At 67.8% G+C, this 20,946-nt stretch carries 22 protein-coding genes and 1 pseudogene; 12 read left to right on the forward strand and 11 right to left on the reverse strand.

The features are described from left to right. Positions 1-319 precede the first annotated feature (319 nt). The 3 genes from BM396_RS27980 to BM396_RS27990 form a co-directional block, all read right to left on the reverse strand. Positions 320-2,173 carry a potassium transporter Kup gene (locus BM396_RS27980; RefSeq protein ID WP_053609008.1) on the reverse strand — a complete coding sequence of 618 codons (1,854 nt, stop codon included), beginning with the start codon at positions 2,171-2,173 and terminating at the stop codon, positions 320-322. Positions 2,174-2,646: 473 nt separating this feature from the next. Beyond that, positions 2,647-3,036, reverse strand: coding sequence for a PIN domain-containing protein (locus BM396_RS27985; protein ID WP_043388473.1), 390 nt, complete (start codon positions 3,034-3,036; stop codon positions 2,647-2,649). After that, positions 3,033-3,275, reverse strand: coding sequence for an AbrB/MazE/SpoVT family DNA-binding domain-containing protein (locus BM396_RS27990; protein ID WP_043388476.1), 243 nt, complete (start codon positions 3,273-3,275; stop codon positions 3,033-3,035). The genes BM396_RS27985 and BM396_RS27990 overlap by 4 nt, the downstream gene beginning before the upstream one ends. A gap of 264 nt (positions 3,276-3,539) precedes the next feature. Between BM396_RS27990 and BM396_RS27995 the strand changes: the two genes are divergently transcribed. The 4 genes from BM396_RS27995 to BM396_RS28010 all read left to right on the forward strand — a co-directional run bounded on the left by BM396_RS27995 (position 3,540) and on the right by BM396_RS28010 (position 7,188). Then, positions 3,540-4,136, forward strand: coding sequence for a recombinase family protein (locus BM396_RS27995; protein WP_059409752.1), 597 nt, complete (start codon positions 3,540-3,542; stop codon positions 4,134-4,136). Positions 4,137-4,523: 387 nt separating this feature from the next. After that, entirely contained in the window at positions 4,524-4,781 is a 258-nt protein-coding gene (locus BM396_RS28000) for a hypothetical protein (protein WP_043388532.1), read from the forward strand. Next, positions 4,774-5,391 (forward strand): hypothetical protein, encoded by a 618-nt coding sequence (locus tag BM396_RS32390; RefSeq protein ID WP_133250946.1) that lies wholly within the window; start codon positions 4,774-4,776, stop codon positions 5,389-5,391. The genes BM396_RS28000 and BM396_RS32390 overlap by 8 nt, the downstream gene beginning before the upstream one ends. A gap of 114 nt (positions 5,392-5,505) precedes the next feature. Beyond that, positions 5,506-7,188 (forward strand): type IV secretory system conjugative DNA transfer family protein, encoded by a 1,683-nt coding sequence (locus BM396_RS28010; protein ID WP_059409751.1) that lies wholly within the window; start codon positions 5,506-5,508, stop codon positions 7,186-7,188. Between the two features lie 164 nt (positions 7,189-7,352). Here BM396_RS28010 and BM396_RS28015 read toward each other — a convergent pair whose 3' ends face one another. From BM396_RS28015 to BM396_RS28025, 3 genes are read right to left on the reverse strand one after another with little or no spacing between them, the layout of a single operon-like run. After that, positions 7,353-7,952 (reverse strand): hypothetical protein, encoded by a 600-nt coding sequence (locus BM396_RS28015; RefSeq protein WP_043388345.1) that lies wholly within the window; start codon positions 7,950-7,952, stop codon positions 7,353-7,355. After that, positions 7,936-8,742, reverse strand: coding sequence for a P-loop NTPase family protein (locus BM396_RS28020; RefSeq protein ID WP_043388347.1), 807 nt, complete (start codon positions 8,740-8,742; stop codon positions 7,936-7,938). The genes BM396_RS28015 and BM396_RS28020 overlap by 17 nt, the downstream gene beginning before the upstream one ends. A 4-nt stretch (positions 8,743-8,746) precedes the next feature. Further along, positions 8,747-9,259, reverse strand: a complete 513-nt coding sequence (locus BM396_RS28025; RefSeq protein ID WP_043388350.1) for a hypothetical protein — start codon at positions 9,257-9,259, stop codon at positions 8,747-8,749. A gap of 271 nt (positions 9,260-9,530) precedes the next feature. On the opposite strand from BM396_RS28025, the gene BM396_RS28030 reads away from it, so the two are divergent. Together BM396_RS28030 and mobF are read left to right on the forward strand one after the other, a co-directional pair. Then, on the forward strand, positions 9,531-9,824 hold the full coding sequence (locus tag BM396_RS28030) for a hypothetical protein (protein WP_043388352.1): 294 nt from the start codon (positions 9,531-9,533) through the stop codon (positions 9,822-9,824). Then, the gene (mobF, locus tag BM396_RS28035; RefSeq protein ID WP_043388356.1) at positions 9,824-12,769 is read left to right on the forward strand and encodes a MobF family relaxase; all 2,946 of its coding nucleotides are present in this window, start codon (positions 9,824-9,826) and stop codon (positions 12,767-12,769) included. Before BM396_RS28030 ends, mobF begins: the two co-directional genes overlap by 1 nt. Before the next feature lie 63 nt (positions 12,770-12,832). Here mobF and BM396_RS28040 read toward each other — a convergent pair whose 3' ends face one another. Next, complete coding sequence (locus BM396_RS28040; RefSeq protein WP_053608552.1) at positions 12,833-13,261, reverse strand: hypothetical protein; 429 nt, start codon at positions 13,259-13,261, stop codon at positions 12,833-12,835. Positions 13,262-13,436: 175 nt separating this feature from the next. Beyond that, the gene (locus tag BM396_RS28045; protein ID WP_053622403.1) at positions 13,437-14,255 is read right to left on the reverse strand and encodes a GntR family transcriptional regulator; all 819 of its coding nucleotides are present in this window, start codon (positions 14,253-14,255) and stop codon (positions 13,437-13,439) included. Between the two features lie 851 nt (positions 14,256-15,106). Here BM396_RS28045 and BM396_RS28050 point away from each other — a divergent pair. Together BM396_RS28050 and BM396_RS28055 are read left to right on the forward strand one after the other, a co-directional pair. Then, positions 15,107-15,796, forward strand: a complete 690-nt coding sequence (locus BM396_RS28050; RefSeq protein ID WP_043388460.1) for a ParA family protein — start codon at positions 15,107-15,109, stop codon at positions 15,794-15,796. Then, entirely contained in the window at positions 15,796-16,164 is a 369-nt protein-coding gene (locus BM396_RS28055; RefSeq protein ID WP_051976340.1) for a hypothetical protein, read from the forward strand. The genes BM396_RS28050 and BM396_RS28055 overlap by 1 nt, the downstream gene beginning before the upstream one ends. 166 nt (positions 16,165-16,330) lie before the next feature. Here the strand turns inward: BM396_RS28055 and BM396_RS28060 are convergent, their stop codons facing one another. Then, positions 16,331-16,741: a TetR family transcriptional regulator C-terminal domain-containing protein gene (locus tag BM396_RS28060; protein ID WP_238247135.1), complete on the reverse strand. Its 411-nt coding sequence runs from the start codon at positions 16,739-16,741 to the stop codon at positions 16,331-16,333. Next, positions 16,742-16,960: a TetR/AcrR family transcriptional regulator gene (locus BM396_RS33830; protein WP_306423994.1), complete on the reverse strand. Its 219-nt coding sequence runs from the start codon at positions 16,958-16,960 to the stop codon at positions 16,742-16,744. It lies immediately after the preceding gene. A 31-nt stretch (positions 16,961-16,991) separates the two neighbouring features. Between BM396_RS33830 and BM396_RS33540 the strand changes: the two are divergent. After that, positions 16,992-17,162: pseudogene (locus BM396_RS33540) on the forward strand (aldo/keto reductase); the annotation flags it as partial. A gap of 411 nt (positions 17,163-17,573) precedes the next feature. Here BM396_RS33540 and BM396_RS28070 read toward each other — a convergent pair. Beyond that, complete coding sequence (locus tag BM396_RS28070) at positions 17,574-17,819, reverse strand: metal/formaldehyde-sensitive transcriptional repressor (protein ID WP_244538984.1); 246 nt, start codon at positions 17,817-17,819, stop codon at positions 17,574-17,576. Positions 17,820-18,244: 425 nt separating this feature from the next. Between BM396_RS28070 and BM396_RS28075 the strand changes: the two genes are divergently transcribed. From BM396_RS28075 to BM396_RS28085, 3 genes are all read left to right on the forward strand, one after another. Continuing rightward, positions 18,245-18,469: a hypothetical protein gene (locus BM396_RS28075; RefSeq protein WP_043388285.1), complete on the forward strand. Its 225-nt coding sequence runs from the start codon at positions 18,245-18,247 to the stop codon at positions 18,467-18,469. Positions 18,470-18,727: 258 nt separating this feature from the next. Beyond that, positions 18,728-19,213: a phosphoribosyl-ATP diphosphatase gene (hisE, locus tag BM396_RS28080; RefSeq protein ID WP_051976331.1), complete on the forward strand. Its 486-nt coding sequence runs from the start codon at positions 18,728-18,730 to the stop codon at positions 19,211-19,213. Positions 19,214-19,235: 22 nt separating this feature from the next. Then, positions 19,236-20,912, forward strand: coding sequence for an NRAMP family divalent metal transporter (locus tag BM396_RS28085; protein ID WP_043388287.1), 1,677 nt, complete (start codon positions 19,236-19,238; stop codon positions 20,910-20,912). Positions 20,913-20,946: the final 34 nt, after the last annotated feature.

A 20,946-nucleotide genomic window follows, 5' to 3' on the forward strand; every position in this document is an offset into this window, starting at 1 on the left:
CCTGCATCTGCCCTCGTATCCGTGCTCATCATCCTCACCCCTGTCGCGGCGACCGTCCGCTAACGGGGTGTCTCAAGCAACCGGGAGGCGGAGGATCACTGACCTGCTCAGCGGCATCTTGCACAGCGCATGCCCAGTGCGGACAGGTGTGAGTCTTAAGATCAGCGCGGTGCCTGCGCTCCTGAACGTGCTGGCAGCGTCGCACGAACGCGTCTGTCCAGATTGCGGCCGCTGCAAGCCCACCGTCCGCCTGCGGCCCAACCTCGAAGTCCTTGAGCCCGCACACGGGGCATACGATCGATCCCATGAGAGCCTCCGTTCACACCTCCATCTCGGCGCCGACCTCCATCACCTGCTGGGCCGGCACGCACAGGTAGCTCGCCGTCTCCTCGGCGTTACGCTGCATCAGCGCGAAGATCTCCTCGCGCCAACCCGCCATGCCGGGACGTTTCTCCGAGGCCACCACCGTCTCGTGGCTGATGAAGTAGCTCAGGTGGTCGCAGTCGATGCCCTTGAGCCGGCCGTCCTCGACCGCCCGTCGCAGGGCGCGCGGGACATGAACCGTGTCCATGAAGCCGAACCGGAGCAGCACCCGTGTCACGTCCGGAGCGACCGGCACCACCTCGATCCGCTCGGCGTCTGCCGCGTGCGGCACGTCCAGGATCTGCAGCGTCACGAGGAGCACGCGCTCGTGCAGCACCTGCAGGTGGCGCACGAAGTTCATCAGCGGCAACGGCATGCCGTCCTCGGCCGAGGTCAGGAACGCGCCCGTGCCCGGGATGCGCGGCAGGTGCTTGGATTCGACGCGGGTCAGGAACTCCGCCTCGGGCATGCGGATATCGGCCCGGGCCGCCTCCAGGAGCTGTGTGCCGCGCCGCCAGGTCAGCATCAGGAAGGCGACGCCCGCCGCGAGCAGCAGCGGAAACCAGCCGCCCTCGAACAGCTTCAGCGTGTTGGCGCTGAAGAAGGTCAGATCGACGAGCAGGAACGCGCCGTTGACCGCGAGCACGAGGGCGAGGTTGAAGCCCCAGCGAAGCGCGATCAATGCCGCCAGCACGGTCGTGATCACCATCAGCAGTGACACCGCGATGCCGTAAGCGCCCGCCAGCGCGTCCGACGAGCCGAAGGCCAGCACCGCGCCGAGGGTGGCGAAGGCCAGGAGCCAGTTCACGATGGGCACGTAGATCTGCCCGGCCTCCTGCGAAGAGGTATGGACGATGCGCATGCGCGGGAAGAAGCCGAGCTTGATCGCCTGCTCGGTGAGCGAGAACGCACCGGAGATGATGGCCTGGGAGGCGATGACGGTGGCCAGCGTGGCGAACGCCACGAGCGGGTAGTGGATCCAGCTCGGCGCGAGCTGGAAGAACGGGTTGTCGACCGCGGCCGGGTTCGAGAGCAGCAGCGCGCCCTGGCCGAGGTAGTTCAGCACCAGGGCCGGGAGCACGATCGCGAACCACGCGAGCCGGATCGGTGCGCGCCCGAAATGGCCGAGGTCGGCGTACATCGCCTCGCCGCCGGTGACCGCCAGGAAGGCTGCGCCCAGCATGGCGAAGCTGACCGGCAGATGCGCGGTGAGAAGGTAATAGACGGCGCGGAACGGGTTCAGGGCCGCCAAGATCTCCGGCTTCTGCCGGATGCCGGCCGCGCCGACGGCCGCGATGGTGGCAAACCACAGCAGCATGACCGGTCCGAACAGGCGCCCGATGAAGCCGGTACCTTTGCGCTGGACCGAGAACAGACCGATCAGGATGACGACGGTAGCCGGCACCACAAAAGGCGTCACGCCGGGGGCATCGACCTTCAGGCCCTCGACAGCTGAGAGCACCGAGATGGCAGGGGTGATCGCGCCGTCGCCGTAGAGTAGCGCGGCTCCGATCAGCCCGACGACGAGCAGGATGGCGCGCCACGAGCGTGGCGGTGCATGCCGGGCCCCGAGCAGAGCAAGCATGGCCACGATGCCGCCCTCGCCGTGATTGTCCGCGCGCAGGATCAAGACGGCGTACTTGAGCGCGACGATGAGGAACAGCGACCAAAGGATGAGGGAGACGGATCCGACCACCGCGTCGTGCTGGAGGGTGCCACCTGCGGCTGCGACCTTGACGGTCTCCTTGAGCGCGTAGAGCGGACTGGTGCCGATATCGCCGTAGACGATGCCGAGCGCGCCGAGGGACAGGGCGACGGAGGCGGTTCGTGCCGGGAGCTGCGCTTCGCCTGCCTGGATCGCGACGGTCACCAGTTCATCTCCATCCACAGCCAGCCGAGCGCGACGGGCGCTATGCTCGGTAGCTCTCTTGGTCTCAGACGCTTGGCGAGCCGAAACAGATCCGCGTGATCGGTGGCAGATACGCCCCCGATGCCCCCGCAGCTCTCCGGCTGTCACAGAGGAAAGGAGAAGCGGTTTTAGAGGATCTTGGACCGATTATCTTAGAAAAGGACTTTGAGCCTATCGCCTAGTGTGTAGGCAAACCGACCGTTTCCCCGACGATCCGGCGGGGCGGATCGCTAGTCGCTCGAAACAACCCCGGTTGTGTCGGAAAAACGTGTCGGCTTTTCTATTGGCGGGCAAACGCCGGTTTGGCACGATCCCGACATGCGCGTCGGCTTCGCGCGCATCTCCGCCGTCGACCTGGTCCTTCCGCGCAGCCCTCAGCGGATCATCTCGACCACGACACCAGCTGCCTCGGCGATCGTCGACCAGCGCCGCTCCGCCGTAAGCGCTGGCCGACCTTCACGTTTGGCAAGGGCCAAGCAGTAGCGATCCCCGAGCGACAGACCACCCGCAACCGTGAGCGGACGCAGCATGCCGGCCTCGTACGACAGCGCGGCATCGACGGCGGCCCACCGGATCGGCAAGGGGCGCAACAGCGCTTCGATATCAGGGCGTGCAGCCCCGAGCTTGGCGTAGTGGCTGACTACTTCGGCCAGATTGACGATCGTCATGACAGACCCGTCGAGCCCGGCCTTCACCCGATCCGCTCCCGGCTCAGCCAGCAGCAGGGCAAGCAGCGCGGACGCGTCGAGGACGAAGCTCGTCATTCGGCCTCGGCCTCACGGGCCCGGTCGGCGAGGAAGTCCGCCACGGACGCGCCTGCCTTGTCGCCGATCAGCCTGCGGCTCAGAGCCTGTGCCCGGGCGACGACCTGATCGAGCGTCCGCAGCACGATGGCGTCGCCCAAATCCTCGACGATGACCTCGCCTCCGTGAATGAGGCCATGCCGCTTGCGGAGATCGGCCGGCAGGCTCACGCGCCCATCGGGCATCACCTTGGCTCTCATGGGACGCCTCTACTGTCTGCCATGCAAACCAATGTACGCCAAAAATACCAGTTCACGCCAGGGTAAGCGACTGACGTCATGGCGTCGCGATGCTGGATCACTCTGGACGTGTGGTGCCGCTTAGCTATGTCCGCAAGGGGATCGGTCAACGGACGCTCGGAAGATCCGCTCGCAAAGGATCAATCCGTCTGCGCGGACGCTGTCTCAATAGGTTGGTACGATAAAAATTGCGGTGAGGGGACCCTGTACGTTACAGTCCCGCTCATGACGCATGTGCTGATCGGCTATGCCCGCTGCTCGACCGACAAGCAGGACCTCGCTGCCCAGCGCCACGCGCTGTTCCAGCTCGGGGTGGCGACTGACCGCATCTACACTGACAAGGGCTTCACGGGGACGAACCGGGCACGCCCGGGCCTCGACCAAGCGCTGGCCGCGGTCCGGAGTGGCGATACCCTAGTAGTACCCAAGCTCGACCGGCTGGCCCGATCGGTGCCGGACGCGCGCGCGATTGGCGACGCGCTCGCGGAACGGGGTGTGAGGCTCCAGCTCGGCGCCAGCGTGCACGACCCGTCCGACCCGATGGGCAAGCTGTTCTTCAACATCCTGGCGACGTTTGCCGAGTTCGAGGCGGACCTGATCCGGCTGCGCACGCGCGAGGGCATGGCGATGGCACGCGCCAAGGGGAAGCTGCGGGGCAAGAAGCCTAAGCTCTCGGATCGCCAGCAGAAGGAGCTGCGCCGGATGTACGACACAGGCGACTACGCGATCAGCGACTTGGCCGAGCTGTTTTCAGTCTCACGGCCGACCGTCTACCGGACCCTGGAGCGCCAATCTACGATGCCTGCTGTCGTGGCGACCTAAGTGGACGCGGCACGGCGCCCGGCATTGGGTTCACACATCACCGGTTTCCCTCGATACAGAGCGACAGAGACGCCGAGGATCAATGCCAAATAACGATCAAGATAACACCAGAGGACCGCCCGAGGGCCTCCCACTACCTTGATGCGCTCTCAAATGCCGTCAACCTCGCAGGCGGCAGGTTTTCTACATCCTGAGCAATATGTGAGGCGATGGGCGACGCGCATCTGAAGAGGATACCTTGGTTAATACTTATATCTCTTCGAAGCTTATGTGAACTGAGCAAATCGTATCAATTTTACCGATTTACCAGCCGCTTCAGAAACACGATCCTTCTATTGCGACTGTCATCGTTCATATAGATCGGGTGCAAGGATCGTTATGTCTCCCATGGACAAGGACGCGCTGCTGAGAGCGCTTTTCAAGGACTTGCTTATCGTCAATACAGAGATTCACCCCGACGTGCGGCAGGCCGAGGCCCGCTGGGCGTCCGAGCTTGGTCTTGTGCGCCCGAACTATAACGTGGTGTCGGCACGTCCCGGCCAGGATCTGAGCGGCTTTGGGGCCATCTGGACAGAGGCCGACGAAATGCTCTTTCGGACGCGGGGCGTAGTCGTGCTCAAGCCGCAGGTGCAGGGTCATGCCTGAACAGACAATGCCGGCGAGGACCGGGCGCGACATCATCCTCATCGACGACGCACGCCATCCTCAGTGGGTCGCTGCGGCAAACGCTTTCGCCCGGCGGATGGGCTCGACGACCTACACCGTACTCCAGGTTCACCAGCCCGACACGCGCTGGTTCGAGAACAACCGGCTTGCGGTGCCGCAACCTGAGCAACTGGAGGCCTTTGCAAGAGACGGGATCGTGCTGCTGCCCACGTGGCATCAGGTTCAGATGTTGGCCTACAATCCGAATTCTTTCGCCAGCATCGCAGTCACGACATGTATCAACGAGGCGGTGTCACGCTACGCGGGTCGTCAGGTCCGCCTCGCGCAGTTGGGAGGATCCGAGACGGATCTCACCGAGCAGCGCAAGTTGGCCACACGTGTGCTCCACGCGTTCGACGCCCTCGATGCTGATGGTCTTGCCGCACTGTGCGAGGCGGCCTTTCTGAACGATCCGGAGGTCGCATCGATGCATCTAAGATTTGATGATCTCAGGACTCGTCATCGTCCCATGTGGCTAGAACAACTCAATGCTGCCTGGCTGAAAGAAAAAATAAGTCTCGAAAAATTAGCCTCTCTAGATTATAGATAATTTCTTCCAAGCTTTTTTGTCCGCGAGGACATGCCGTCGTCGAACTTCAAGTGAGACAGAGGGGCAAGCTGTGCTTGCAGCGATGCTGCCTACTTTCCTCGTGACTGATCCGCAATGCGCCTGATCTTCTCAGCCTTCCTCGCGACCGTGCTCCTGGCCTACCCAGTCGCCGGTTTGATCCAGAACGGGCTCGACCCAGCGTATTGGCCCGCAGAGGTGACGCGCCCCGGTGCCTGGTTCGGGGCCCTATTCTCCCCGCATGCCGGTGACGCGCTCGCGATGCCGTACCTCATGCTGATCGGTCGCGCGCCCGAATTCGCGAATGGCGGCTGGTCGCTAGCCCCACTCATCGCCTTCTCGCCCCTCCTGATCCTGTTTGGCGCCGCGCTACTACGGCGCGCCAAGCCCGAACAGAAGCGGGACACCTCCGACCTGTTCGGCTCGGCCCGCTTCGCCACCGCGACCGAGCGCGGCCGCCTGCGCGGCGGGCTCGAACTCGGCCGCGACCCGGAGACCGGCCGTGCCGTGCGCCTCGCCGTGCAAGGCACGCTCGTCACCATCGCGCCGCCGCGCAAGGGCAAGACGTCGGGCTTGCTCATCCCCAATCTCGCCTTTCCCGAACCTCAGGGCTGGGGCGGACCCGCGGTCGTGTTCGATCCCAAGGGGGAGGTCTACCGCTCCGTCGCCGCACGGCGCCGGGCGCTCGGGCGCCGCGTCATCTGCCTCGACCCCATGGGTCTGGCCGGCGGCACCGACCACTGGAACCCGCTCCAGGGCCGCGACCCGGACGACGTCCTCTACCTTCAGAGCACCGCCCTGGCCCTTCTGCCCGAGGCCACCGGTGACGGCGAGGCCTCCGCCTACTTCCGCAATCGGGCCGTCGACCTGATCACCGGCGCGCTGTTGGTCGCCCTGCGCCAGCCGGAGGCGTGCACGGTCGTGGAGGTCCAGGATCTGCTCACCGACGAGGCCCGCTTCCATGGCCTCCTGCAACAGTACGTCACCCACTGGCCCGAGCCCGCGGCCTACGCCGCCATGGAGATCCTGCAGGCCGATCCGAAGACCAAGGACCCGATCAAATCCACCGCCCTACAGGCGTTCCAGTGGCTGGCCGACCGGCGCCTGCGCGACCTCGTCGGCGACTCGACCTTCCAGCTATCGGAGCTGTCCACCGGCGCCGTCGACCTGTTCGTGGCGGTGCCGACCGAGTACAAGGCGGTGCTAGCCCCGTTCCTGCGCTGGCTGCTGTCCGACCTTTTCGCTTCGGTGCGTCGCCACCGCCCGGCCGAGCGGTTGATGATCTTCGTCGACGAGGCCGCGGTGCTCGGCCGGTTCGACGCGCTGCTGACCGCGGCGGGCGAGTTGCCGGGCTACGGCGCCAGCCTGTGGACGATGTGGCAGGATCGCGCCCAGCTCGTCGGGCTCTACGGCGAGGCCGGGGCTGACGTGCTGCTCAACACCGCCGAGGTCGTCACCGTCTTCGACGTCCCGGCCGTCGATCCGGACGAGACCGAGCGCTGGTCGCGGGCGATCGGCGACTACACCGCCTTCGTCGAGACCCGGACGGCCCCGACCGGCGACGCCAAGGGCAGCCCGTCCACGACCCGGGCCTCGCAGGGCGCGCGCTTGATGACCAAGGAGGCGCTGATCGCGATGCCGGGCGACGAGCTCCTGGTGTTTCCCAACAGCGGCGGCCAGACCCGCCATCCGCTGCGCCTGAAGAAGACGGTCGCGCACACCGACCCGCGCTTTCGCAAGCTGATCACCGCCGTGCCGCCGGTCGGCCGGGCGCGCTGAGCCGGGGACGCCGCCACGCAGGCGCGAGCGCCAGCCGGACGCGCCTCGGTCGAGGGTGGAAAACGCGGCCGCCGCGGTTGGCAGGGCGGATCCACCCAGCGGCGCCGGACCGCCGGAACGCCACATGCCCGAGGTGAGCCGCAACCGATCGAGGGATACGGACCTCAGCGTGAGGCCGGTCCGGAGCGGGTCCGCAGCCAATCAGATGGCACACGCGTCGCGGCATAGCCCTCACCAGGGCGCCAGTCGCGCAGCTCGGCCATGCCGTCGGCGTCCCGCATCAGCGCGTAGGCGCGGCCCGCCACGAGGCGATCCCCGGCGGGTCGCCCGTCCGGCATGACCCAGGCGATGGCCACATCCCGGTCGCTCCGAACCTCGACCCAGGAGATCGGCGTGCGGCGATAGGCTAGGAGCAGCGCGAGCAGGAGACAGAGCGCGAGCAGGGCGTCACGGGTGAGCCGGCGTACGCGGAACGGCAGGCGCCCGCGCCAGACCGCGATGCGGCTGGCGTGGCCAGGAGCGGGCCGGGCGCCCGGCCCCACAGCGTCGGACCGGTCACGGATGGAGAGCAGGAGCTCGCGCCGATGTTCGGGCAGGAGCTGTACTGCGCCCTCTTCCAACGCCGCAAACCGCTCGTGGATCGGGCGCGTCTTCAGCCGGGTGAGCGCGGCGCGGCTGTCCCGCTCGAACCCGGCCGCAGCCTCGCGCGCGGCGCGATCAGCCCGCGTGAGGCGGGCGTGCACGTCCTCAGGCGTTGCGGGCACGCTTGCTCCCCCCTGCCGGCGTACCGGCCCGAGCCGGAACCGGCGCTTCTTCGACCAGCCAGAGGGCTGCCGGCTTGACCGCCTCCATCACGGCGAGGCGGAACGCGGTCAGATCGCGCAGCATCCGTCCGGCCTGCGCCTGCGAGGTCTGCTTGACCAAGCCCGCCCGGTCGAGCCGACTGACGCCGCGCAGCTGACCTGCCGCCAGCACCTCGCGCGTCCTGTCCTCCAGCTCGAATTGGCGCAGGTGCGTGACCACCGCGTCGCCGGCTACCCGCTTGAGCAGGGCCGGATCGACGGCGCCCCGCACCGCGTTGGCCACGACGAAGCGGGCGCCCGCCCAGTCCTTGGCCGCGTGCAGCAGCGCGCCGCCGTCGGCGAGCGCGCCGGCCTCGGCGGCGACCACCACCACGAGCCCGAGCTCGATCCCGGCCTCGCGCAGCGCCGGTGCCTCGTGCGTCAGGACCCCCAGCAGAGACGCCGAGGTGTTGGCGCCGATGTCCACCAGCGTGGGGGTCGCGACCTCGAAGAGCGCGTTGATCACGTCGTCGAACTCGGCACGCGCCGCCTTGCCGCCGCTGGCGTCGATCGCCTCGCGCGAGGCGCGCATGAGGAAGTGCTGCACGCTGCCCGGCTCATTCGCGGCCGTCGCGGCCTTGAACTCGGTCAGACGGTGCACCGACTCGATCTCCAGGATCGGGGCATCCGGCACCGCCTCGGCGAGGCCGCGGGTCACAGTTGACTTGCCGACGCCGCCGGTTTCCTGGGCGACGAGGAGGACGCGGGGCATGAGGTCAGTCCTTCTTGAACAGGTGGGCGTGCCGCTCGGCCTGCATCTGGCGGATCTCCGCCTCGGTGAGCGGTGCGTCTGTAGGCGCGGGGTCCGGTGTATCGCTGCCCGAGCGCAGCTCCGGGGCGAGCCGTGTCGGCCGTGACCTGGAACCGGTCGAGGCCGCGGGCGACGGTGCGGGATCCGCGCGGTCGGGGCGAGCCGCCCGCGCCGCCGTCCTGGAGGCGCGGGCGGCGGCCTGCCGGCGCACGCTGGAGATGACGCCGGTGAGGTTGCGCCCGGTGATCGGCTCGCCGGCGGCGGTGGTGAAGCCCTGCGCCGTGAGCCCGGCCGCGACCGCGTCCCAGGTCAAGCCGCCGGCCTGGAGGGCGACCAGAGCGTCGAGGTGGTCGCGCACGATGTCCATCAAGCCCGTGGCGGGCCGACCACCCGGCGCACCGGCCTTGCGGCGGCTGTCGGGGGTGGCGGCGGCGTCGCGGGCGAGGCGGCGTAGGTCGAGGCGGGGGCGCTGGGCCATGGCGACGCCCTAGCAAGGCGGGGCTTGCCAGGGCGTGCAGCCGATCGCGCGAATGCCGGGGGCGACGGCAAGCCGACGTTAAGGTCCGGCAGCGGACGGCAGGCTACGGCTGAGGACGGCAGCGATACGGTAGCGTGTACGGCAAGGGGAGGGGTATCACACCACACGCACTGAAGTGGTGAAGCGTTAACCGCGCGGCCATGCGAGCCTCGCCAGGCCGTCGCGACCGTGCCAGGGCTGCCGTCCGGATCCGCACGCAGCAGGTACGCCGATGGCCGATCAGGTCAAGCTCACGATCACGCTGGAGGCATCCCTCGCCGCCCGGTTGAGCGCCGCCGCGGCCGAGCGCGGCTGGGCCTCCGAGAGCCTGGCGGCCGACTGCGTCGCTCAAGCCCTGGAGGTGGCGATCCGCCACCGTGTCCTGATCGAGCGCATGGAACAGGTCGACGCCGCGATCCTCGACATGGCACAGGCCGTCGGTGAGCTCGGGGCCCCGTCGACCGGCATCGACCTGTCCCAGATCTGCCGCTATCGCAAGGGCACTGGCGGCCCGGATCTGGCCTGATGACCGCCTCGCTGCACCGCCTCGGCGCCGGGGCCGAGGCCGGGCTATACTACACCAATGACAGCGAGCGCGAAGCCAGGCCGGACCGGCGCGACGAGTACTACCTCGCGGACGGCGGCGGGGTGTGGTGGAGCAGCGGTGAGAGCGTCGTGCGCCACGGCGCGGCGATCGACGCGAGCTCGTTCCGCGACCTGTGCGCGGGGTTCCATCCCGGAACCGGCAAGCCGCTGGTCCGCGGCGCCGGTCCAGGCCACTGGGCCGGACAGGATTGCACCCTGACCCCCGGGAAATCCGTCTCCGTCCTCTGGATGGCCGGCACGCCCGAGCAGCGCGCCGCGATCGAGGCCGCCCACCGCGCCGCCGTCGAGCGGGCGCTCGCCTTCGTGGCGGCGGAGGGACTGGTCACCGTCCGAACCGGTGCGGGCGGCGTCGAACGGCACCGGCCGAGTGACATCATCGTCGGCCGCTTCGATCATTACACGACCCGAGAAGGCGATCCAAATATCCATACGCACTGTGTCTTCATCAACGCTGCCGGTGCGCCGCCTAAATCTGGATCCGGACGTTACAAATCACAGACACATCTGACCATCGAGGTCGAACAACTCTACGCTTACCAGATTTGCGTGGGTGCCGCGTATCGCGCTGCCTTGGCCGAGGACCTGCATCGCCGTTTCGGCCTGCGCTACCGCGAGGCCGGGCGCGGGCAGTGGGAGATCGCCGGCCCGCCCGAGGCGGTGCTGGCGGCCTTCTCCAAACGCTCGGAGCAGATCCTCAACTACGCCGGGGCCGGCGCCACCAGCGCCCAGCGCGAGATCGCCGCGCTCGCCACGCGCCGCGGCAAGCACGAGCTGCCGACCGGCGCCGAGCTGGAGGCGCGCTGGCGCGAGGAGCTCGCCGTCTGCGCGCTCGATCCGTGGGATGCCGCGCGCCATCCCGAGCGCGACCCCGCCATCGCGATGGCCGCCGCGCGTGAGACGGAACGCGACCCCCCGTTCGATCAGCCCGAGATCCCCGGCGACAGCCCGGTCACGCGCGCCGCCTCGGCGTTGTTTCGGCACGAGAGTGTGGTGACGCGCAAGGACCTGCTCCAGCGCGCTCTGGAGCTCGCTGGCGTGCAGGGACTCGGGGTCGATGCCGTGGAGGCGGAGCTCGCCCGCCTGGAGCGGGACGGCACGCTGCTGCCACTGAGCGCCGCCGAGAGGGTGCCGGGCGCCCACGCGTGCTGGACCAGCCCGGGCATCGCCGCCTGCGAGGCCGCGATGCTGCGCGCCGCCGACCGCCCGCTGGAGCGGATCTGGATCACCCCCGAGGCGGTCGAAGCGGCCCTTGCGCGGGCGGGCCATCTCAGCCCCGAACAGGGCGAGGCCGTGCGCCATGCTGCCGGTCCGGATGGGGTGTCTCTGCTCCAGGCCGGCGCGGGCACAGGTAAGACGACCACGGCCGCAGCCCTGGTGGCCGCGGCCCACGACTCTGGATTGCGCGTCGTCGGCTTGGCACCATCCTGGGTCGCCGCCGACGAGCTCGCGCGCTCCACCGGGATCCTGGCGCAGGCGATCGCGCGCTGGCGCCACGATCGGACTCGGGCGACGGATCCGGACCCCGCGCCTCACCCCGATCCCTCGCCGGCATTCGGCGCCGACACCCTGGTGCTGGTCGACGAGGCCGGGATGGTATCAACCCGTGACCTGGAAGCCGTGCTGAGCGCGGCGCAGGCGGCCGGGGCCAAAGTGGTGCTGATCGGCGACCGGCGTCAGCTCGCCTCGGTCGGGGGCGCCAGCGCGCTGCGGGCGGTCGCCGAGGTGGTCGGACGCTCGGCCGTGCTCGAACACGTCCGCCGGCAGACGGTGGATTGGCAGCGTGCCGCCTCGGTGGTGATGGCGCGCGGCGATGCCGAGGCGGGTCTGCGCGCCTACGCCGCCAACGACCGGGTCGAGCTGATCTCCGGAGCCGAGGCGGCTCACGCCCGGGTGATCGCGCTCTGGTCCGAGCAGCGCGTGGTCCATAAAGGCGACGCGCTGATTGTGACCCGGCGCAATGCCGATGCGGCGGCGCTGAACGCGCGGGCGCGGGCCGTGCTGCGGGCGGAAGGACAGCTCGGACCCGACGTAGTCGCGCTGCCGTCGCGCAACCGCGCCGATGAGGTCGTACCGCTGGCGCTCGCGATCGGCGACGTCCTGCGGTTCGGCGAGAGCCTGCCGCACTTGGGCCTGCGCAACGGCAACCGCGCCCGGGTTGAGGCGATCACCACCGATCCGGACGCGGGACCGCGCCTACGGCTGCGGCTGGAGGACGGGCGCGCGCTCGACACGGCCTGGGAGCAGCTGACGCGGGAGCCACGCTTCGGCCGCCGATCATCACAACCCAAGATCGTACACGCCTACGCAGGTACAACTTACGCGGCGCAGGGCCGAACCTGTTGCGCGGCGGTGGTGTACCTCGGGGCCAGCACGGACGCGCGCGAGGTGTATGTCGGGCTGACCCGCCACCGGCACGATGCGCGGGTGGTGGTCGAGCGCGACCGGCTCGACGCCCTGTGTCGGCAGCGGCAGGCGGATGCGCGCGTGCCGGCGACCGACACGCTGGTGCTGGAACGGCTGTTCCGGGAGGCACGGACCTACCGCGAGAAGGCCAACGTGGTCGACTACACCGCTGACCGGGTGGCGTTCGTGCGCGACGGGCTGCTCGGACTGACAGAGCGGGTCAGCCCGGGCGTCGACGTGCGCCGAGCGATCCGCGCGGCCCGGGCTCTGCGCGAGGCCGTGGCGTGGCTCGGGGTGGATTGCCTGATTGTGCCCGCTTGGCGCTTGGTCGACGCCTGCGGGCGCCGCCTGAGCCGCGCGTCGGCGCCGGTGACGCGCGCCCTGGTCATGCGGTTCGCCCGCCACCTCGGCCGCCCCAGCTCGGTGCCGCCGCGCGATCGCGACGTCGGTATCGAGCGATGAGCTCCATTCCTGTGGTCCGCGACCGATCCGGATCCGTGCCGCACTGATCCAGGCCGCCTGCGCTCAGGCGTAGGGTCCGCGGAACAGGTCGCCGAGCGCCTTGCGGCGAAACAGGGTCGTCCAGCGGCGTCGGCGGTGTTCGGGCCGATCGTGGATGATATGGCAGCGCTGGCAGAAGGCGGCGAGATTGGCATCGGCGTTGTTGGCGGTGTCGTGGTCGCGATGGGCCGCGGCCAGAACCACCCGGGTCCGGCGCACGGTCCTGAGGACGTCCACAGCACCGGGCTGGACGCGCACCCGCCGCCCGCGCCTGTCGCGCCAGGAGGCCGCGTCCGCATCCCACCATCGCCCGTCGCCGAGGTGGACTACCGTCCGCCCGTGCGGTCGCCCGCAGCCCTCGCAGCGTCCCTGAGCGCGCCCGAACCGGATTACGGCCGAGAGCTGGGGCCAGTCGATCGGGTAGAAGAAGCGGTGCTCGGGCCGGATCGGCATGGGGATCGGGATACGGGATCGAAGCGTGACCGTAGAGCGAGACGGGTCGTCCGCACAGGGGTCTGGGCGGGGATGGCATTCGGTCGGTGGGGGCCTGATGGGCTTGAGGCCGAAGAAGCCCTGCCCGTCTCCCGAGGAGAGGGCGGCGTTCGTTAGACCGCACGAGCTCAGACCCTCAGCGCATGGCTCGGCCCGTGCCACGACCCGCGCGGATTCGCGTGTGCCCGCTCCGGTCGAGGTCGACCGCTGCCCCCCGACAGCCCTTCGACGGTTCCGTTTTCCCCGATTCTGACAGGATGAGAACTCCAGTACTCGTGCGCTTCGCGGATTTGCACCCTCCCCCATCGCTCAGCGTGGCCCGGTGATCCTCAGCACCCGAGAGTTCTCTGCCCGGCTTGCGCGCCAGCCGCATCCACGCCTGCCACTCGGGCGAGACGATGCGCACGACGTTGGTGTCGTTCCTGAAGCCCGTCACCCGCCGCTCCTCGACGGTGACGAGCCCGAGTCTCTTGGCCTCGCGCAGGGCGTTGCGGACGGTAGTCTCGGCCACGCCCGCGATCGCCGCGAGCTGCCCCACGGCCAGTCGGCAATCGCCTCGTTTTGAGGTTTCCGTGGCCACCAGGGCCAGCACCGCCTGCTCGGCCAGGGTGAACTGGGCCGCTAACCCCGGCGGCAGCCTTCCCGAAGCCGCCCAGCGGCGGCGGCGCTCCAGCGAGGCCTCCGTGCGCGGGCGTGAGCCGACGGCCCTCCTGGGTGCTCCTGCGCCGTCCTGGAACGTGGGCGCGATTGCAGCCTCAGGGCTGGGTCGTAGACCCGCCGGTAGCCGACGAGCCGCGGGCGCGTCCGTGCGCGCCTCGATCAGCCCGGACAGGGTCTCGGCCTCGGTCTCCGTGACGTGCCCTTCGCCGTAAGCGCGCCAGAGCAGCGCCGTCACGGACGGAAGGGTGATTCGGTCAGCCGCCTCGATCGCGCAGCGGATTTTTTCGGCAAACACGTGTCTTGGCCCTTTTCCATAGGGCCACAGGGGGACGTTTGGCGGCGCAAGCTGTGCGCTCCGTTCAAGACAAGCCGATATCGTTGCCGGAACCGGGGTTCCGACTTGACGCCTGAGGGCGCTTTATGGCTTGTGAGGGATGCTGTTGTGCCTCACAGGCCATCTCGATTTCGAAGGCCTCACCCTTGCCGGGGTGGGGCCTTTGGCTTTTCAGGGTCCTACTGCGGCGATTGCTCTCCTGAATGGCTGGCTCACGACTCGCTTGGGCGAGCACGGCCATGACAGCCCATGTCGACCGGGCGGCACGGCTAAGTCAACGTTGCGGGTGGCTGATGACCTTTTTCCTGCCGTCCTGAACCACCCCATATTCCGGTAGGCACTTCTCCTTATTCGATGAACGTAGCGCGCGTGCCCCTCCGGCGAGGCGAGAGCACGCGGCCAGGCGGTGACCGCCGCGACGGTTTTGGCGGTGGCGCGCACCATCTCGGCCGAAAATTCGGCCCGGTTGAGCCGGGGAATAAGACTCGCTCGCTTTGTAGGACAAAACGGCCAAGGTTTAGTATTTAGTGGAAACCAATCAGCTGTCTGACAGCTGTCTGATACCCTCATACGAATACCGGGGAGGGCGCCTAGCGCCGTTCAGTCAGACATACGCCAGGATCCAGACAGCTTTCCGAAAGAGAATGGCTATCTGACAGCTTTCTGGTTATAAACAGGGTGTCGCCGGGTTAAGGTGGCTTTTACCGCAGAGCTGGAAGCTTCCCGGAACCGGATGGCTTTCCGACAGCTTCCCGGCACCTAACGGCTGCCCGGCAGCTTCCCGGTGCCTGACAGCTTCTAACGAGGTGTCTATGCCTGTCATCACGTTCTCATCGCCTAAGGGCGGTGCCGGCAAAACCACGGCTGCCTGCATCCTCGCCAGCATGCTGGCGGAGCAGGGAGCGACCGTAACCATCATCGACGCCGACCCCAATCAGTTCGTCCAAGAATGGGCGCAGCTGCCGGGCCTGCCCGCCACCCTTCAGGTCGTAGGCGGCGCGACGGAAGAGACGATCATGGACAAGATCGAGGAGGCGGCCAGCATGACCGCCTTCGTGATCGTGGATCTGGAGGGCTTGGCGAGCCTCATGGTCAGCCACGCAATCTCGATGTCCGACCTAGTTGTGATCCCCGTCCAAGGCTCGCAGTTCGACGCCTCGCAGGCTGCCCGTCAGATCGGGCTCATCAAGCGGACGGAGAAGCGCGGGGGGAGGGCCATTCCCTACACGGTGCTGATCACGCGCACGAATCCCGCGATCATGCCCCACACCCTCAAGCACATCTTGCAGAGCTTCGACGAGCGCGCGATCCCGGTCCTGAAAACCCGCTTGTGCGACCGTGAGGCCTACCGTGCCATGTTCTCCTATGGTGGCACGCTGCAGGGCCTAGCAGGGAAGGGGGTCGCCAACACGACCGTGGCGATCAACAACGCGGCCGAGTACGCCGCGGAGATTGTGCAGCGCCTGCGCGACAAGCGCGAGCAGGCCAAGGAGGTTGCGTGATGCCCGGCCAGCCCAAGCCTGAACGCACCGATCCGCTCGGCAAGCTCGACCTCGGTGGACTGGACGACTTCAAGCCCACGCCACGCGCTGCCCAGCAGCCGAAGCCGCCGGTCGAGGCAATTCGTGCCGTCTCCGAAGCGGAAGGTTTCCCCAGCCGCGAGTCCGCCCCACGCGAGAAGGCGAAGCCGGCATTGGCCAAGGTCGAACAGCGCCGCTACCGCACCGGCCGCAACAAACAGCTCAGCCTCAAGGTGACGGAAGAGACCGCCCAGCGCTTCACCCGCCTAGCCGACGAACACCGCTTGGTGCTTGGCGAGCTGCTGGAAAGAGCGCTTGAAGCCTACGAGGCCGCCCACAAAAGGAAATGACCTTCTCAAAAGCCTATCGGGCACCGAATAGGAAGCCAAAAGAAACCAGACAGCTGCCAGGAAGACCCACGGCGCCTCCCACACAGGGCACAATCAAGGTCTGGAAGGCCAAGCCAAGCTGGTTCGTCGTCATGCGCATAAGGGCAGCTTACGGAGCGTTGAGCTCTCAAGCGTGAGATCGTGGTGATGGCCAAACGAGCATGGCCAATTTCGCCACCTGCTGGAGCTTCGCGCGGCTCCCGCCGTCGCGCGCCAGGGTGGACAGTCCCTGGATCGCCGTTATGACGAAAGCTGCCAGCGCCGTCGGATCCGCCGTGCCCGGGACGTCTCCCGCGTCGATGCCGGCGGCGATCTTGTCGCGCAACGCGGCTTCGATCTCCCGACGGATCGCGGCCAATTCCTCTTTGACATCCTCAGCCTCGGCCGAGACCGCGATCGCCGAGCTGGCCAGCAGGCACCCCGCCGGCGTGTCCGTGCGGGTGAACGCCATCGCTGCGCCGTTAATCAGCGTGCGCGCGGCTGCCTCGGCGGTGGGTGCCTCCGCGATCACGTCAATGGGCGACTGCGGCTGCGCCAATTAGCGCCGGACCGCAGATCGGAACAGCCCCTTCTTGTCGCCGTAGGCGACGTAGATGCTCGGCGGTGTAACCCCCATCGCCCGCGTAAGCTCGGCAAGGGAGGTGGCCTCATAGCCGTAGCGCCAGAACAGCAGCATGGCCGGGAGCAGGGCAGCATCTGGGTCGAATGAAAGCGGGCGGCCGGTCTTGCGCCTGGATGTTGGGTCGATTGGTTTCATATCAAACAATACGAAAATTTAAGCAATGTAGCTGACCGACAACCGCACCTTGGGCCGCTCTGACCTCGCCGTGAGCCCCCTCGCGCTGAGCACGATGACCTTCGGCACTGCGCCTTGGGGCTCGAACGAGGCAGACAGCCGGGCGGTGTTCGACGCCTACGTGGACGCGGGTGGCAACTTCGTCGACACTGCCGATGTCTATGTGTGAAAGAGCCTCAAAGGCTGACCGCTCTCTCAGGTCACTTTAAGTCATTGCTCTTAAATTAAAATTTGTACCGAAGGTGGGGCACGATCGTGCCCCACCTTCGGTACAAATTTCTTAGCTTCCATAATGGATTACATCTGCTTTGCGCGGCTTCATCCTTCGACGCCTATCTACACCACAGTCAACTTCAGTTAGATGTCGACTTCCAAAACTCTTGGCGGGGAGCATCTGAACAGTGACGCCAACCTCGTAAGGAAGACCCCGGAGGAGCGCAACCGCGTCCTGACAACTCTCTTAATACATCTCGCTGAGGCAATGATACATGAAATTATTTAATTGATATTGAGTGTTTTTTGAACAACGATGCCTCTTGGAGTTATTATTCAAATTACAAAATACTTACGTCATTTAAGTCAAGTACGAATGAATGATCTCGATCAATTCCTCGCCGGCGTCCTCGCGCGTCTCCTCGGGCAAGTTGGCCTGCGGGATCAGATACTCACGGACATGTTCCTCCAGAACCTCGGCCATCAGACCATTGATCGCACCCCGTGCGGCGGTGATGCGCTGCAGAAGATCGGAGCAGCTCGACTCGCCCTGCAAGGCGCGCTCGATGGCGTCGACCTGACCGCGCAGGCGCCGCACCCGGTTCACCAACCCGCGCTTGTCCCGCAGTACGTGCGTGTCACTCCGAGCCTGTGATCCCGCGTCGACACTGTCATCCCGTCTCGCCATCGAATTCGTCCGACCTGCCAGTTTTAGAACTTTTCCAAAGAACCCGGCTTGACAGCCGTCAGCCTCGTCACCATACCCGGTCAGGTATCCGGCCGTGCGCCGGGTCCGATGTCAACGCCTCGGGACCGATGAACCCTCGATCTAGACCCTCATCCTCCATCGGTGAAGGCCGCGCACCGTCCGGTGCGGGCTCGCGCCGGCGGGGGATGGTCGACCCGCGCGGAGCGGAGCGCCATCATCTGACGGTCTGAGCCGGCAAGACCTCGTCTCGCCAGCTTCGTCAGCTGGCGCTCAAACCTCCTCTCGGGTCGCATCCGCAACCACCCGACGAACAGGAGGTGACCATGGCTTTCGTCCACGCCCTCGCGCCCGCGCTGCCCTACGCGCTGCGGTCCGGGCTCTTCCCTCAGCGGCGCAGCGGCGCCAGCCCGGCCGCTCCCACATCGACGCGTCCCGTCACCGGTGACACGTTGGCACCGGCCAAGTGGGCGGGCGATCACGTCGTCGCCGTCTGGCGACGCGACGAAGCGGATCGTCTCGTCTGCGCCTGGCAACTCGCACCCCGCTGATCCGACAAGCCGCCGATACCCGCTGAGGTATCGGCGGCTCCGCGCTGTGAAAGCACCATGACAGGCCGATCTTCATCCACTGTGGAGCCTCCCAGTCGCGCGCGCGACCGACGGATCTCCCACACCCGCCCCGGCTCGGATCGCGAGCACGGCGTCATCTGGCGCGACAACCTCTCCTCGCGAGCGGCCTGAACCGCACCGGAATGCCTTGCCCGAGCCCAGCCGGTCGCACGCGACCCAAGCTCGGAGTCATCATGCATGGTTTCTCTCGTCCGCGATCCCCTGCCGCCGCGTCGCGGCGTGCCGTCCTTTGCGGCGGCGGATGACGATGCCGACCCGGGAGGCCGGCTTGCTCCGTCCTGTCCCGGCGCGCCCGAGGGTGTCCGCGCGACAGGGCCCGATGAGATCGCCAGGCTCTACGCCGCGCTCGATCTGGTCTCCCCGCAGACCAATCCGCGCACGGCGCGACTGCTCGCGGCCGGCGCCAAGCGCATGGCGCAGAAGCTGATCGAGGAGGCGGGCGAGGTCGCACTCGAGGCGTCGCGCCAGCACGCTCGCGCCACCGTGCGCGAGAGCGCCGATCTGCTCTACCACCTCGTCGTGCTCTGGCGCGAGTGCGGCATCGCCCCGGACGAGATCTGGGCCGAGATGTACCGGCGTGCCGAGCGCTTCGGCATCGCCGAGAAGCTGCCCAAGGGCAGCTCTGAAGCGGGCGGCGTTCGCGCCGCCGACGATTTCACCTGATCCTCGGCGTCGGACGACACCTATGACCGCTCACACCTCGGCGCTCGACGCGTCCAGCCTTCCCGCCACGGCCGTCTTGGACGAGGCCCATCGCGGCGACATTCGCGGCGCGCTCGGCACCATCGCCGAGGGCGATCACGCACCCCGGATCGGCTGGGGGGCGCGCCTCAAGACGCTCCTGGCGATCCTCGGTCCCGGGCTCATCGTCATGGTCGGCGACAACGATGCCGGCGCCTTCGGCACCTACACCCAGGCCGGCCAGAACTACGGCACGGCGCTGCTGTGGACGCTGGCGCTGCTGATCCCGGTCCTGTTCGTAAACCAGGAGATGGTGCTGCGCCTCGGCGCGGTCACGGGCGTCGGGCACGCCCGCCTCATCCTAGAGCGGTTCGGCGGGTTCTGGGGCGCGTTCAGCGTCATCGACCTGTTCCTCCTCAACGCCCTGACGCTCGTCACCGAGTTCATCGGCATCAGCCTCGGCCTCGATTATCTCGGTGTGCCAAAGCTCTGGGGCGTGCTCGCAGCTGCAATCCTCGTGATCGCGGCCGCGAGCACCGGCGACTTCCGCCGCTTCGAACGCTTCGCGCTGGCGCTCGTCGCCGGCAGCCTCCTGCTCGTGCCCGTGGTGCTGATCGTGCACCCGCCGGTAGGCCAGATCGCCCGGGACTTCCTCGTGCCGCGGCTCCCCGCGGGCGCCAAGCTCTCGGAGGTGATGCTGCTGATCATCGCCATCGTCGGCACCACGGTGGCGCCCTGGCAGCTGTTCTTCCAGCAGAGCTACGTCATCGACAAGCGGATCACGCCGCGCTTCATGCGCTACGAGAAGGTCGATCTCTGCCTCGGCATCGTGCTCGTCATCGTCGGCGCGGTAGCGATGATGGCCTTCTGCGCCGCGACCTTCGCCGGAAGGCCCGAGTTCGGCAATTTCGGTGACGCGGGCGGGGTCGCAGCCGGGCTGGAGCGGTATGTCGGCCCGGTGCCGGCGGTGCTGTTCGCGCTCGCGCTCATCGACGCCAGCATCATCGGTGCGGCCGCCGTGTCGCTGGCTACCGCCTACGCCATCGGCGACGTCCTCGCCCTGCGGCACTCGCTGCATCGCAAACCCGGCGAGGCCAAGGGCTTCTTCCTGGTCTACTCCGGACTGATTGCACTGGCCGCAGGGTTGGTGCTGACGCCCGGCACGCCGCTCGGCCTGCTCACCAACGCCGTGCAGACGCTGGCCGGCGTGCTCCTGCCCAGCGCCAGCGTGTTCCTGCTCCTGCTGTGCAACGACAGGGCCGTGCTCGGGCCGTGGGTGAACGGGCGCGCGATGAACCTGTTCACCGGCGCGGTGATCTCCGTGCTTGTGATGCTCTCGCTGATCCTGACCGCGTCCGTCCTGTTCCCGGACGCCACGAACGAGACCGTCATCGTCGGCGTGCTCGTCGGCGGCAGCCTCGTCGCGCTGGTCACCGCGGGCGCGCTCGCGCTCCTGCGTCGGCGCACGTGCGCCGACGGGTTGGCCGTCGATCCCGCGGCCGGCGACCGGGCAACCTTGCCGCGCGAGCGCTGGCGGATGCCGCCGCTGGATCAGCTCCCGCTCGCCAAGCTGTCGCTGCCGGCGCGCGTGTGGATGGTGGTGCTGCGCGCCTACCTCGTCGTCGCTGGCGGCCTCGTCCTGATGCGCATCGTCGGCCTCGCCCTCGGCGGCGAGGGCTAGACCGGTGCGGCGGCGCTTCATCCCGGCCGCCGTC

The sequence above is a fragment of the Methylobacterium sp. UNCCL125 genome (genome assembly GCF_900116795.1).
In the GTDB taxonomy this organism is placed as follows: domain Bacteria; phylum Pseudomonadota; class Alphaproteobacteria; order Rhizobiales; family Beijerinckiaceae; genus Methylobacterium; species Methylobacterium fujisawaense.